The organism is Nonomuraea sediminis (assembly GCF_018531495.1).
Taxonomy (GTDB): domain Bacteria; phylum Actinomycetota; class Actinomycetes; order Streptosporangiales; family Streptosporangiaceae; genus Nonomuraea; species Nonomuraea sediminis.
In genome coordinates this window covers 1003952-1017453 of sequence record NZ_JAHDTI010000001.1, presented here as the reverse complement: position 1 = coordinate 1017453, position 13502 = coordinate 1003952, and the positions used below count along the sequence as shown (strand labels likewise).

Here is a 13502-nt window from a genome sequence, read left to right as displayed (position 1 = left end):
GTGGCGAGAGGGTTCAGGTCAGAAAAGGGTGAGGGGTTCGGTGGGTGGGGGGTCCGGCAGGGGAGTGAGGGTGGGGAGGGTGGTGCGGACCTGGGTATGGAAGAGGCGGGCCAGGTCGAGGGCCTGGGCGTTGTCGGGGGTGTGGATGAAGACGGTGGGGGAGCGGCCTTCTCGTAGCCAGTCGGTGACCGTGGTGATCCAGGGGCGCCAGCCGTCGATGGTGGTTTCGCGGTCGTCTCTGCCCAGGTAGCGGATGATGGGGTGGGCGGTGAGGGCGCGGGTGCGGCGGGGGACTCGGGGCTTCTTGGTCCAGGCGTCGCGTTCGGCGTCGCTGGTGGGGCGGGATGCGAACAGGACTGTGGTGTCGAAGGGGATCCATTCGGCCTCGACGGTTTCCAGGGCTCGTTCCAGGAGGGAGATCGAGCGGTCGTCCTCGAAGAAGGCGCGGTGGCGGACCTCGACGGCGTAGCGGTAGGTGCGGGGGAGGCGGCGGAGGAAGGCCGCCAGGGCGGCCACGTCGGTGGGCGCGAAGGCGGGTGGGAGCTGGATCCAGAGGGCGTGCGCTCGGGGCCCGAGGGGCTCGATCGCGTGGAGGAAGGCTCGTACGTCCTCGTCGATGCCGTTCAGCCGGCGCTCGTGGGTGATGACCTTGGGAAGCTTGACGACGAAGCGGAAGTCCGGGTCGGTCTGGCTCGCCCAGGACTCGACGGTGCTCCTGGAGGGCGTGGCGTAGAAGGTCGTGTTGCCCTCGACGGCGTCACACCAGCCCGCGTACGCGCGCAGTCGCGAGGCCGCGGGCTCCGCCGCCACCGGCCACGCCGCGTGCGTCCACATCGCACCCCCCACATGAAGCCGCATCCCCCGACGCTACCGAAAACCCCCATCCACCGCAGACCCACCCACCGTCCGGCTTGCATAGTGTCCAGAACACTAGTTATCTTTTCACTATGACCACACGCCGATCACCGCTGGCGATGGCCGTCCTCGGCCTTCTCGCCTACCAGCCGCTACATCCGTACGGCATGCAGTCCCTGATCAAGCAGTGGGGCAAGGACGAGGTGATCAACGTCGGTCAGCGGACCACGCTGTACAAGACGATCAACCGGCTGCACGACGCGGGCCTGATCACCGTCCACCAGACCGAGCGCGACCAGCAGTACCCCGAGCGCACCGTCTACGCGCTCACCGAACAGGGCCGCGAGGCGCTCCAGCGGTGGATGGGCGAGATGCTGACGACGCCACGCAACGAGTTCCCCGAGTTCCCCGCCGCGCTGTCGATCCTGCCGATACTGACCCCGGAGCAGACGCTGGCCTTCCTGCGCGAGCGCCACGACCTCCTCCAGGTACGGCTGGCCCAACTGGAGGCGGCGCTCGGGGAGGCGGGCGTGCCCCGGGTCTCGCTGCTGGAGACCGAGTACCTGCGTGCCGCCACGGAGACCGAGCTGCGCTGGGTCGCCGGAGTTCTCGACGACCTGCGCGCCGGCCGCCTGACCTGGAGCGAGGAGCGCCTGCGCGCCTTCGCCTCCGACCATCTCGAGATCCCGGAGGACTGAACCATGCCCACGATCAAGGTCATCGTCATCGGCGCAGGCACCGGCGGGCTGTGCCTGGCACACGGGCTCAAGCAGGCGGGCATCGAGGTCGCGGTCTACGAGCGCGACCGCACCCGCGCCGACGGGCTGCAGGGTTACCGCGTCGGCATCAGCCCCGATGGCAGCCGCGCGCTGCACGACTGCCTGCCGCCCGAGCTGTACGAGACGTTCCTGGCGACCTGCGCGCGGCCGCCGCGCTACTCGAACATACTCACCGAGAATCTGAGGGAAGTGCTGTCGTTCGGCGACGGCCGCCCGCCCGGCGACGACCCCGTCGACAGCGAGAAGTCGGTGTCGCGGATGACGCTTCGCCAGGTGCTGCTCACCGGGCTGGAGGACGTCGTCCACTTCGACAAGGTCTTCCGCGGGTACGAGCGCGACGCCGACGGCACCGTCACCGCGTTCTTCGAGGACGGCACCCAGGCCACCGGTGATCTGCTGGTGGGCGCCGACGGGACGAACTCGCGCGTGCGCCGGCAGTACCTGCCGCACGCCGTACTGGAGGATTCAGGGCTGGTCGGCATCACCGGCAAGATCGCGCTGACGGCGGAGACCCGCGAGCTGGTCACGCCGAAGATGTTGCACGGCGTGTCCATGGTGTTCGCGCCCAAGGGCTACTTCTGCGTCTACCACGTCATGGAGTTCCCGTGGGACGAGCGGGGACGGCCCAGGGAAGGCATCGGCGCGACCGACGCCCGGCTCATCTCCGGCTGGCCCGGCCTCACCTTCGACAACACGCGCGACTACATCATGTGGGGCTGGGCCGCGGCCGCTCGCCGGCTGCCGGCGGACGTGCTCGACCTCAAGGGCCCCGACCTGCAGAGGCTCGTGCTGGAGCGGACCGCGGGATGGCATCCCAACCTGCGCAGGCTGTTCGAGCTGGCCGACCCCGGCAGCTGCTTCCCGATCAACATCCGCACCTCGGTCCCGCCCGGCCCGTGGCCGGCCGGCAACGTCACCCTGATCGGCGACGCCATCCACACCATGACCCCGGGCCGTGGCGTGGGCGCGAACACCGCACTACGCGATGCCCGCCTGCTGGCGCGCAACCTGGCGGGCGTCCGCGACGGCGAGGCCACGCTCCTTGAGGCGGTCGGCGGTTACGAGGACCGGATGCGCGAGTACGGTTTCGACGCCGTCCGCGAGTCGCGCAAGCAGATGAGCGCTGACGGCCCCGTCCACAGGCCGGTCATCGGCCGGCTGGCGCTGGCAGGCATGCGTACGGCGATGCGGACGATCAACCATCTGCCGCCGGTCAAGCGCAAGATGGAACAGTCCCAGGCCGCCTACCGCGGCGAGGGCCGCGAGGATTGAAAGTCGCCGGATTCCCACGGCTCGCCACCCCCGACCCGTGGCGCTGACGACCTGACCCACTGAAGGGGGAGGGGAGCGCGGGGTCAGGCGTCGTGGACCAGGCCGAGGTCGTAGGCGACGGCCAGGGCTTCGGCGCGGTTGTGGACCGAGAGTTTGCGGAACAGGGGGCCCTGGGTGGCCTCCACCGTCTTGCTCTTGATGCCGAGGGCCGCCGCCGTCTGCCTGACCGAGTGGCCGCGGGCGATCGAGCGCAGGATGTCGATCTCCCGGGGCGTGAGGCCCGACCTGTCGGCCACCGTGCGGCGTTGCGACCACAGGATGCCGCAACGGGCGGCGAGCGAGACCGCGTGCGCCTGGCTCCCGACGCTCATCTTGGTGAAGATGCGCCGCTTGTGGTTCTGCACCGTGGCGGGCGAGATGCCGAGCGCCGCGGCCATCTCCGTCACGCAGTACCCGGCGCTCATCAGCGCGACGACCTCCAGGTCCCGCTCGGTCAGCCCGGGTGGGCGCGGGCGCCGGGGCCGGGACTCGCCGCGGCCCTCGCGGACCGCGACGATCACCGCGGTCAGGCCCCGCGAGTGGGGTACGAGCCTGGTCAGGCCCGCCCGGGTGATCGTCGCTACCGCCTCCTCCGACAGCCGCTCGTAGGTGAGGACGATCCCCACGTCCTCCAGGAGCGGCAGTACCTCGGCGAGCTCACCCAGGCCGGAGGAGGCGCAGGATAAGTCGATGAGCGCGACGTCCGGCGGGCACAGCCGGCACAGCCGCGAGAACTCGGCCAGGTCGCCGGTGGCGCCGATGACGACCATGCCCTCCTGACCGGCCAGCAGCGTGGCGAGCGCCTCCCGATACAGCCGATCCAAGGATCGCACCGCCACGCGGATGCCGGTCATGGCCCGATTATCCTAACTATTACATTACTTGTCCATTAAAGGATTCTTGCGTCACGAGGTCAGGGCGCACGGCTGGTTGTTCAGCGTGAAGGCGGTCGGCGGCGCGTTGACGGAGCCGCTCGAGGTCGCCAGGAAGCCGAACGAGGCGCTGCGCCCCGCGGGGATGACGCGGTTGTAGTACTCGTTGGTGACAGGCACGTTGGCCGCGCCCTGGGTGGCGATGCCGTCCCAGAGCAGGAAGATCCGCTGGCCGTTGGCGTAGTTCCACTCGAGCGTCCAGCCGTCGATCGGCGTGGAGCCGGTGTTGGTGATGACCACCGAGCCCGCGAAGACGCCGCCCACCTGGCTGTCGACCGAGTACGCGACCTTGCAGGAAGGCGCGGGGGTGCCGGGCGCGAAGAACACGTTGGGGTTCAGCTGCGACAGCGGGATGTCGGTGTTGGCGGCGATGACCTGGGCGAGGGTACGCCGGTAGTCGATGCCGTACTGCCGCAGGATCGTGCTGAGCCCGGGGTCGTTGCCGTAGAAGAAGCGGTCGCCGTCGCGCAGGTCCTGGAACTGCTTCTGCCACAGGGCCAGTTGCAGCTCGCCGAACTCGGTGCCGGGCCGGTGCGACTCGGACAGCATCCCGGTGAAGGCGTCCAGCTGGTCGACGCCGCCGAAGACGGCCTTGAGCCGGGCGGCCAGCGGGGTGCGCCGGACGCCGCGGGTGGCGACGTTGTTGGCGTTGGGATCGGTGAGCGCGACCTCCTTGCCGTTGATGTCGAAGAGCCGCACGAAGTCGAGGCTGTTCGGGTCGTTGATCTCGTTGCCGGGGGTCAGCAGCGGATCAGAGGGGAAGGTCTCGGTGCCCTCGCCGGTGACGGCGGCGAAACTGCTCCTGGTGGACAGGCCGAGGGCGGAGCGCAGCTGGTTGTAGCTGGGCATGCCGTGGTCGCGGCCGCGCTCGATGTCGACGGCGCCCAGGTCGAGCACGCCCTTGAAGCACTGCGGGAGTGTCGGCCCGTCCAGGCAGTCGGGGTTGCCGGAGACGGGGATCTGGAAGAGCACGCTGCGCAGCTGGTTGTCGATCTGCTCGTCGTTCTTGTACTCCGACTCGGCGCCGATCCCCTTCAGCAGCGGCCCCAGCTGGACGGACGGGACCAGGTCGGGATTGAAGAACCCGACGTTCAGCGGGATCGTCAGCTCCACCTCGTCGCCGTCGGGCTCCACCTCGATGCCCTGCGCGCGGAAGGCGTCCAGCTGGGCCGAGCTGTAGCGGGCGGCCTCGGTCTTCACCTCGACCTCGCCGTGGATCATGCTGTGCGCCCGGTAGCCGACCGTGGCGAACTCGTTGCCCAGGCTCGCGTTCACGTTCGGCCGGTAGCCGAAGTACGGGGGCAGCCGGACGCCGAGCGAGGGCAGGAACTCGTTGTAGGTGATGTACTGCTGCTCGGCGATGACCACGCGCCGCGCGATCTGGAACTTCTGCTCCTGCGTGAGGCTGCCCGGCAGCAGCGAGACGATCCTGTTGTGCTCGCGGGCGAACAGCGTGTGCGTCGCGGTCAGCGCCAGGCTCTCGTTCGCGCGCACGTCACCGGCGACCGCCGCCCTGTTCGGCTGCGCCCGCAGCCGCCCGTCCACGTCCATCGGGGGCGCGGACGCGGGATCGCCGCGGCTGTCCCTGCGCGGCAGGTAGCCGCCCGGCATCAGCAGTTTGGCGCCGTCGCGCAGCCACGACAGCCGGTCCTGCGTGCCGCCGTAGACGGCGAACGCGTCGAGGTAGGAGCTGACGGTGTTGATCTGCTGCCGCGGAGAGCCGACGCCCTTGGAACGGGCGAAGGGGATGTGGCCGAGCGTGTTGGTGAAGCTCTCCAGCGGATCGTGGGAGTCGAAGGGGATGTCGGCGGTCTCGCCGGCGCCGTCGCGTAACCCGAAGGTGTGGTCGAGGAACTGGCCCCAGGTGAAGCCCCACTGGCTCACCCGCCGCTCGGAGAAGATGTTCTGATTGGTGTCGTTGAAGATCCGGTTGCTGATCAGGCGGGCGTTGGGCCCGGTGACGGGTGCGCCGCTGCCGTCGGCGTAGCGTGGCGCCGCGATCCGCGCGTAGGGGGTTCCTGTCTTTCCCCAGGTGGGGTTGGCCTGGTTGTTGCCGCTGCCGTCGAGGCTCTGGACGTCCTGGGGTACGGCTGCCGCGAGGGTCAGCACCAGAGCCGTGGCGAGTTTGCCGGTGTGCATACTCGACCTCCGTCGCGGCGCCCGCAGGTGGGGGGTGGCCTGCGTGAGGGGTAGCACCGCGCGCGCAGTGTCCGGCCGGTCGCGATCTCCGGGCAATCCTCTTAAGAGATATATGCGCTTCTAAGGGATTTGTGTTCCCCTACGCTCATGCGACTGCAAGATATCGCCCGCGGCGTGCGGGCCGGTGACATCGACCCCGTGGAGCTGGCCGAGAACGCCCTGGCGAGAGCCGAACGGGCGGCCGACCTGGGGGCGGTGGTGCACCTGGATCCCGAAGGCGCGCTCAGGGCGGCCAGGCAGGTACGGAGCGGGCCGCTGGCGGGCGTCCCCGTGCTGGTCAAGGAGCTCATCGAGGTCGAAGGGCTGCCGTTCACCTGCGGCTCGGACGTCTTCGCCGACCGGGTCGGGGAGGCCGACGCCGAGATGGTGGCACGGCTCAGGGCGGCCGGCGCGGTGGTGATCGGGCTGACCTATACCCACGAGTTCGCCTACGGCTGCACCGGCGCGGCGAACCGGCGCGGCCCGTGCAGGAATCCGCGCGACCGCACCAGGATGGCCGGCGGGTCCAGCTCCGGTTCCGCGGCGGCCGTGGCGGCCGGGGTCGTGCCGCTGGCCATTGGCACTGACACGGCGGGGTCGGTGCGGATCCCGGCGGCGCTGTGCGGCGTGGTGGGCGTCAAGCCCGCCTTCGGCACGCTGCCCACCCGGGGGGTGTTCCCGCTCGCGCCCAGCCTCGACCACGTCGGCGTGCTGGCGGGCAACGTCGAGGACGCGGCCTACGCCGTGCGGGTGCTCGGGCGGCTGGTGGGCGGGCGCGGGCCGATCACGCCGCGGCTGGCCGTACCGGCGCGGAGTCAGGAGTGCGCGCCGGAGGTGGCGGAGGCGTTCGCGAGGGCGACGGGGTTCGTGACGGAGAAGGTGTGGCTGCCCGACGCGGAGGAGGCGCTGACGGACTTGCAAGGCCCCGAGGCGGCAGCCGTACATGCAGGGATATTTCCGGAGAAAGCGGATGACTATCAGGCCGAGACCCGCGCATTGCTCGAAGCGGCGAGACAGGTGCCGGGATGGCGGTACGTGCGGGCGCTGGAACGCAGGAGGCAGATCGTCAGGGCGGCCGAGGAGGCGCTGAAAGACGTCGACGCCGTGGTGATGCCGACCGTGCCGATCCTGGCGCCCCTGCTCGGGGAGCCGGGCGTACGGCCGGCACTCCTGCGCAACACCAGGTTCGCCAGCCTGACCGGGCTCCCGGCCGTCAGCCTGCCGATGCCGGTCGAGGGGCCGCTGCCCGCGGGCCTTCAGGTCGTGGGCCTGGACGAGACCAGGGTGCTGGCCGCGGCCGCGTGGCTGGAGAACGCCCTGGATCGGTCTTTGTAACGAAATTTCAGAAATTCCTGCAAGACTCTTTCAATGGGCCCGCGCTTCGACGTACTGTCCCTCCGTTCCCCAGATCTAGGAGTAAGACATGCGGCGAGTCTTACCGGCTGCGGCGATCGTCGCGGCCCTCACGCTGGCGCTCTCAGGGTGCGGCGGAAGCGCGGGTAACCAGACGGCGAGCCCGCCGCCCAAGAGTCCAACCGACATTTCCGGAGAAGTCACCTGGTGGGACACCTCCGACGCGACGAACGAGGCCCCGGCGTTCCAGGATCTCATCGCCGCCTTCCAGACCCAGCATCCGAAGATCAAGGTCAACTACGTCAACGTCCCCTTCGGCGAGGCGCAGAACAAGTTCAAGACCGCCGCCCAGTCGGGCGCGGGCGCGCCCGACGTGATCAGGTCCGAGGTGGCCTGGACGCCGGAGTTCGCCTCGCTGGGCTACCTGCAGGCGCTCGACGGCACGCGCGCGCTGGACAAGCCCGAGGACTTCCTGCCGGTCCCGGCGGCCAGCGTCAAGTTCGACGGCAAGACCTACGCGGTGCCGCAGGTGACCGACTCGCTGGCGCTGCTGTACAACAAGGACCTGCTGAAGAAGGCCGGCCACGACCAGCCGCCCACCACGATGGACGAGCTCAAGCAGGTCGCCCTCGACGTCAAGCAGAAGGCGGGCGCGGACGGCTTCGGCGTCAACGTCCAGGGCTACTTCCTGCTGCCGTTCATCTACGGCGAGGGCGGCGACCTGCTCGACGTGGCGGGCAAGAAGGTGACCGTGGACTCCCCGCAGGCGCAGGCGGCCGTGGCCCGCGTGCAGGACCTGGTCAAGTCGGGCGCCGCGGCCAAGCCCACCATCCAGGACAGCTACGCCAACGTGCAGACCGCCTTCAAGGACGGGAAGGTCGCGATGATCTTCAACGGTCCCTGGTCGGTGGCCGACGACCTGACGGGCAAGGCGTTCAAGGACAAGGAGAACCTGGGCGTGGCCACGGTCCCGACCGGCGGCTCCGGCAAGTCCGGCGCTCCGGTGGGCGGGCACGGGTACGCGGTCTACGCGGGCTCGAAGTCGCTGGACGCCTCGTATGAGTTCGTCCGCTTCATGGCCTCCGCCGAGAGCCAGGCGAAGATCGCCGGGAAGCTCGGGCTGCTGCCCGCCCGCACGTCGGCCTACACCGACCCGCAGGTGACGGCCAACACGATGGTCGGCCAGTTCAAGCCCGTGGTCGAGGGAGCGCACGAGCGGCCGTGGATCCCGGAGGGAGGCCAGCTGTTCACCCCGCTCGACCAGGCCTACGCCAAGATCATGTCAGGGCAGGCACAGGCGCCCGACGCGCTGAAGGGCGTCGCCGACGAGTACCGCAAGCTCCTGCAGGGCTGGAGCTAGTGAAGAGGCACTGGTACGCCTGGGCGATGGTGTCCCCCGTCGTGATCGTGACGGGGGTCCTCGTCGGCTATCCGCTGGTGCGCGGCGTCTACCTGTCCTTCACCGACGCCCGCGAGTCCAACGTGGGCAGGACCATCGGCGCCAACGTGATCCCGGACCGCTTCCACTTCGTCGGCCTGGACAACTACGTCGACACGCTCACCAGCGGGCTGTTCGGCGGCCGCCTCGGCTGGACGATCGTGTGGACCGTGGCCTGCGTGGGGTTGCACTACGGCATCGGGCTGGGCCTGGCGATGCTGCTGAACCGGCCGATGCGCCTGCGCGGGCTGTACCGGGTGCTGCTCATCCTGCCGTGGGCGGTGCCGCCGTTCGTGTCCGCCTTCGCCTGGCGCTACCTGTACAACAGCCGTTACGGCGTCTTCAACGCCATGCTCGACGGCCTCGGCCTGCCCAGGATCGGCTGGCTGGACGAGCCCCTGACCGCCAAGATCGCGGTGATCGGGGTCAACGTCTGGCTGGGCGTGCCGTTCATGATGCTGGCCATGCTCGGCGGCCTGCAGTCGATCCCGAAGGAACTGCACGAGGCCGCCGAGGTGGACGGCGCGAACGCCTGGCAGCGCTTCGTCAACATCACGCTGCCCGGGCTGCGCAGCGTCAGCAACACGGTGATCCTGCTCGGCACGATCTGGACGTTCAACATGTTCGCCGTGATCTTCCTGGTGACCAGGGGCGGTCCGGGTGACTCGACCGAGATCCTGGTGACCTACGCCTACCGGCAGGCCTTCGAGGGGTTGCGCGACTATTCGGGCTCGGCGACCTGGGGCGTGCTGATCCTGCTGATCCTGGTGCTGATGGCCGTGGTCTACAGCCGGTCGTTGCGCAAGCAAGGGGAGGTCTGGTGAGAAGCCGGGTACGGTCGGTCGCGCTGCACGCCACGCTGATCGCGGCGAGTCTGATCTCGGTGTTCCCGCTGCTGTGGCTCGTGCTGACGTCGCTGAAGCCGCGCGGGGCGTGGACCTCCACCGAGATCGAACTCTTCCACGATCCGACGCTGTCCAACTACACCGACCTGCTGACGCGCAGCCCGTTCCTGCGCTGGGCGGGCAACTCGCTGCTGGTGTCGCTGCTGACGATGGTGATCGGGGTGATCCTGGCGGCCTCGGCGGGCTACGCCGCCTCGCGCTTCCGCTTCCCCGGGCAGCGGCCGTTCCTGTGGATGCTGCTGGTGACGCAGATGTTCCCGGTGGCGATCCTCATCGTGCCGCTGTACAACCTGCTGGCCAGGCTGGGGCTGATCAACCAGTTCGCCGGGCTGACCGTCTGCTACCTGACCGTGGCGGTGCCGTTCTGCGCGTGGATGATGAAGGGCTACTTCGACACCGTTCCCTACGAGATCGACCAGGCGGGGATGGTCGACGGGCTCACCCCCTTCGGGGCGTTCACCAGGCTGATCCTGCCGCTGGCCAAGCCGGGACTGGCGGTGACGGCGTTCTACTCCTTCGTCACCGCCTGGGGCGAGGTGGCCTACGCCACCGCCTTCATGACGGGCGACGAGAAGTACACGCTGGCCGTCGGGTTGCAGACGTTCGTGGCCCAGTTCAAGACCGAGTGGGGGCTGATGACCGCCGCCTCGGTGCTCATCGCGCTGCCGGCCTCGGCGGTGTTCCTGCTCGTGCAGCGGCACCTGGTCACCGGCCTGACCGCCGGGTCCACGAAGGCCTGACCTGCTGATTCGGTCGAGACCCCACGGGTAGGTCCCTCGACATGGGAACGCTCGTGGGCACGTCCGGCTGGCAGTACAGGGACTGGCGCGGCGTCCTGTATCCCGAAGGGGTGCCGCAGCGGCTGTGGCTGGAGACCTACGCCGAGACGTTCCCCACCGTGGAGAGCAACAACGCCTTCTACCGCCTGCCCACCGAGGAGAACTTCGCCGGCTGGCGCGATCGCACCCCCGACGGCTTCGTGATGGCGGTCAAGGCCAGCCGCTACCTCACCCACATCAAGCGCCTGGCCGACCCGCAGGAGCCGGTCAGGCGCCTGATGGAGGCCGCCTCCGGGCTGAAGGACAAGCTCGGCCCGATCCTGCTGCAGCTCCCGCCCACCCTCAAGGCCGACCCTGACAAGCTGGCCCGCTGCCTGGCCTGCTTCCCCGACGACGTGCGCGTGGCCGTCGAGCCGCGCCACCCCTCCTGGTGGACCGCCGACGTCGAGGGCGTCCTGCGCGACCACGGCGCCGCCCTGTGCTGGGCCGACCGCGGCGGCCGCCCGCTGAGCCCACTCTGGCGCACCGCCCGCTGGGGCTACCTCCGCCTGCACGAGGGCCGCGCCACCCCCTACCCCGAGTACGGCGACGCCGCGCTGAGGACGTGGGCGAAGCGGCTGAGCGAGGCGGGATGGCACGAGGCGTACGTGTACTTCAACAACGATTTCGGGGGAGCGGCCGTGCGCAACGCCCGCCGCTTTGCCACACTCCTGTAGGTGCATACGCGTCTCTACAGGAATGGTGTCCTGGACAAGGAGGGCTTCCCGGTCGAGGAGGTCTCCGATCACCTGGCCGAGCCCGGCTGCGTCGTCTGGTTCGACCTCTGCTCGCCCACGGCCGAGGACCTGAAGGTGATCGGCGAGGAGCTCGGCCTGCACGAGCTGGCCGTCGACGCCGTCCTGTCCCACCACCAGCGCCCCAAGCTCGACGTCTACGACAACCACCTGTTCCTCGTCGTCTACGGCGTGCACGTCGAGGACGACAGCCTCGATCCCGTCGAGGTGGACGCCTTCGTCACGGCTAACGCGCTGGTCACCGTACGGGAGAGCGACCGTTTCGACATCGAGCAGGTCGTCAGGCGCTGGGACGCCAGCCCCCACCTGGCCGTGCACGGCGTGGCGTTCCTGCTGCACGGCCTGCTCGACTACGTGGTGGACGGCCAGTTCGACTACGTCCAGGACCTCGACACGCACGCCGAGGATCTGGAGGAGGCGCTGTTCGACGAGGTGCCCACCAACGCCAGGGAGATGCAGCGGACCATGTTCACGCTGCGCAAGAACATGGTCCGGCTGCGCAAGATCACGATGCCGATGCGCGAGGTCGTCAGCAGGCTGCTGCGCCGCGACCAGGACGTGGTGGTGGCCGACGAGGCGCTGACCCCCTATTTCGAGGACGTCAACGACCACGTGCTGCGCACCACCGAGTGGGTCGACTCGCTGCGCGACCTGCTGGCCAACCTGCGCGAGACCCGCCTGTCACAGCAGGGCTTCCGGCTCAACGAGATCATGAAGCGGCTGACCGGCTGGGCGGCGATCATCGCGGTCCCCACCGCCATCACCGGCTTCTACGGCCAGAACGTGCCCTATCCCGGCGAGGGACAGCCGTGGGGGTTCTGGATGTCCACCGTCGTCGTGGCGCTCACCTCCGTCGGGCTGTACGCCGTGTTCAAAAAGAAGGAGTGGCTCTAGCGCGCAGGAACGCGACCAGCTCGCCCACCGGCAGCTCGCCGGCCTGCGAGCCGTCGCGCAGCCGCACCGCCGCCGACCCCGCCGCCGCCTCCCGCGCGCCCACGACCAGCTGGTACGGCACCAGCCGGTGCGCGCGGATCCTGGCCCCCAGGCTGCCGCGGTCCGGTTCGGCCAGCTCGGCCCGCAGCCCGGCCTCGACGGCCCGCCGTACCAGATCCCGGGCCGCGGGCAGCTCGGCGTCGGAGACCGGCAGCACCACCGCCTGCACGGGTGCCAGCCACGCGGGGAACGCGCCGCCGTGCACCTCGATGAGGTGCGACAGCATCCTCTCGACGCTGCCGATCACGCTGCGGTGCACCATCACGGGACGGTGGTCGCGCTGGTCGGGGCCGACGTAGCTCAGGTCGAAGCGGCCCGGCTGGAAGAAGTCCACCTGCACGGTCGCGATGGACGACTCCCGGCCAGACGGGTCGACGAGCTGGACGTCGATCTTCGGGCCGTAGAAGGCGCCCTCGCCCTTCTCCTCGTCGTAGGGCTGGCCGCGCTGGGCGAGCACGTCGCGCAGGACGGCCTCCGCGCGGGCCCACAGCGCCGGGTCGTCGACGTACTTGGCGCCGTCGCCGCCCAGCGACAGGCGGTAACGCGAGGCGCGCACGCCGAGCTGGGCGTGCGCGGCCTGGATGAGGTCGAGCGCCGCGGAGATCTCCTCGGCCGCCCGGTCCAGCGGGCAGAACACGTGCCCGTCGTTGAGCTGCATGGACCTGACCCTGACCAGCCCGCCGAGCACCCCCGACAGTTCCGCGCGGTACTGGCCGCCCAGCTCGGCCAGGCGTAGCGGCAGGTCGCGGTGGCTGCGTTGACGCGCGGCGAAGATCAGCGCGTGGTGCGGGCACAGGCTGGGCCGCAGCACGAACTGCTCGCCGCCCACCTCCATCGGCGGGAACATGTCCTGGCTGTAGTGCGACCAGTGGCCCGATCGCTCGTACAGCTCGCGTTTGCCGAGGACGGGCGAGCTGACGTGCCGGTATCCGTGGCGCCGCTCCAGCTCGAAGACGTAGTCCTCGACGGCCTTGCGGACGGCCGCGCCGTCGGGCAACAGGTATGGCAGGCCGGAGCCGATCAGCGGGTCGGTGTCGAACAGGTCGAGCTCGCGGCCGAGTCTGCGATGGTCGTTCATGATCATCCTTTACGGAAAAGGGCGAACGACCAGACCCCGGGCGTTCGCCCGGGGCAACAGGATTCAGCGCGCCGGGACGGTGTCCGGCGTCGTCGTGACGTAAGCGC

General features: G+C 69.7%; 12 protein-coding genes. 8 read left to right on the top strand and 4 right to left on the bottom strand.

Annotated features, from left to right (window positions below; genetic code table 11):
* Window positions 1–18: 18 nt before the first annotated feature.
* Window positions 19–858, bottom strand: a complete 840-nt coding sequence (locus tag KIK09_RS04770) for a DUF72 domain-containing protein (RefSeq protein WP_250572517.1) — start codon at window positions 856–858, stop codon at window positions 19–21.
* An 89-nt stretch (window positions 859–947) separates the two neighbouring features.
* On the opposite strand from KIK09_RS04770, the gene KIK09_RS04765 reads away from it, so the two are divergent.
* Together KIK09_RS04765 and KIK09_RS04760 are read left to right on the top strand one after the other, a co-directional pair.
* Window positions 948–1553, top strand: a complete 606-nt coding sequence (locus tag KIK09_RS04765) for a PadR family transcriptional regulator (RefSeq protein ID WP_250572516.1) — start codon at window positions 948–950, stop codon at window positions 1551–1553.
* 3 nt (window positions 1554–1556) lie between these two features.
* Window positions 1557–2906, top strand: a complete 1350-nt coding sequence (locus tag KIK09_RS04760; RefSeq protein ID WP_214318032.1) for an FAD-dependent oxidoreductase — start codon at window positions 1557–1559, stop codon at window positions 2904–2906.
* 83 nt (window positions 2907–2989) lie between these two features.
* On the opposite strand, the gene KIK09_RS04755 is transcribed toward KIK09_RS04760, so the two are convergent.
* Both KIK09_RS04755 and KIK09_RS04750 read right to left on the bottom strand, forming a co-directional pair.
* Entirely contained in the window at window positions 2990–3799 is an 810-nt protein-coding gene (locus KIK09_RS04755; RefSeq protein ID WP_214317373.1) for a response regulator transcription factor, read from the bottom strand.
* 51 nt (window positions 3800–3850) lie between these two features.
* The gene (locus KIK09_RS04750) at window positions 3851–6016 is read right to left on the bottom strand and encodes a peroxidase family protein (protein WP_214317372.1); all 2166 of its coding nucleotides are present in this window, start codon (window positions 6014–6016) and stop codon (window positions 3851–3853) included.
* Window positions 6017–6163: 147 nt separating this feature from the next.
* Between KIK09_RS04750 and KIK09_RS04745 the strand changes: the two genes are divergently transcribed.
* The 6 genes from KIK09_RS04745 to KIK09_RS04720 all read left to right on the top strand — a co-directional run bounded on the left by KIK09_RS04745 (window position 6164) and on the right by KIK09_RS04720 (window position 12218).
* The gene (locus KIK09_RS04745; RefSeq protein ID WP_214317371.1) at window positions 6164–7390 is read left to right on the top strand and encodes an amidase; all 1227 of its coding nucleotides are present in this window, start codon (window positions 6164–6166) and stop codon (window positions 7388–7390) included.
* Window positions 7391–7478: 88 nt separating this feature from the next.
* Window positions 7479–8768 (top strand): extracellular solute-binding protein, encoded by a 1290-nt coding sequence (locus tag KIK09_RS04740; protein WP_214317370.1) that lies wholly within the window; start codon window positions 7479–7481, stop codon window positions 8766–8768.
* Window positions 8768–9670 (top strand): carbohydrate ABC transporter permease, encoded by a 903-nt coding sequence (locus tag KIK09_RS04735; protein ID WP_308163919.1) that lies wholly within the window; start codon window positions 8768–8770, stop codon window positions 9668–9670. The genes KIK09_RS04740 and KIK09_RS04735 overlap by 1 nt, the downstream gene beginning before the upstream one ends.
* A complete protein-coding gene (locus KIK09_RS04730; protein WP_308163918.1) occupies window positions 9667–10491 on the top strand; it encodes a sugar ABC transporter permease in 825 nt (274 codons plus the stop codon). The genes KIK09_RS04735 and KIK09_RS04730 overlap by 4 nt, the downstream gene beginning before the upstream one ends.
* Before the next feature lie 41 nt (window positions 10492–10532).
* A complete protein-coding gene (locus KIK09_RS04725; protein ID WP_214317369.1) occupies window positions 10533–11246 on the top strand; it encodes a DUF72 domain-containing protein in 714 nt (237 codons plus the stop codon).
* Window positions 11247–12218, top strand: coding sequence for a magnesium transporter CorA family protein (locus tag KIK09_RS04720; RefSeq protein WP_214317368.1), 972 nt, complete (start codon window positions 11247–11249; stop codon window positions 12216–12218).
* On the opposite strand, the gene thrS is transcribed toward KIK09_RS04720, so the two are convergent.
* Entirely contained in the window at window positions 12196–13395 is a 1200-nt protein-coding gene (thrS, locus tag KIK09_RS04715; RefSeq protein ID WP_214317367.1) for a threonine--tRNA ligase, read from the bottom strand. The two genes, KIK09_RS04720 and thrS, sit on opposite strands and share 23 nt — an antisense overlap.
* Window positions 13396–13502: the final 107 nt, after the last annotated feature.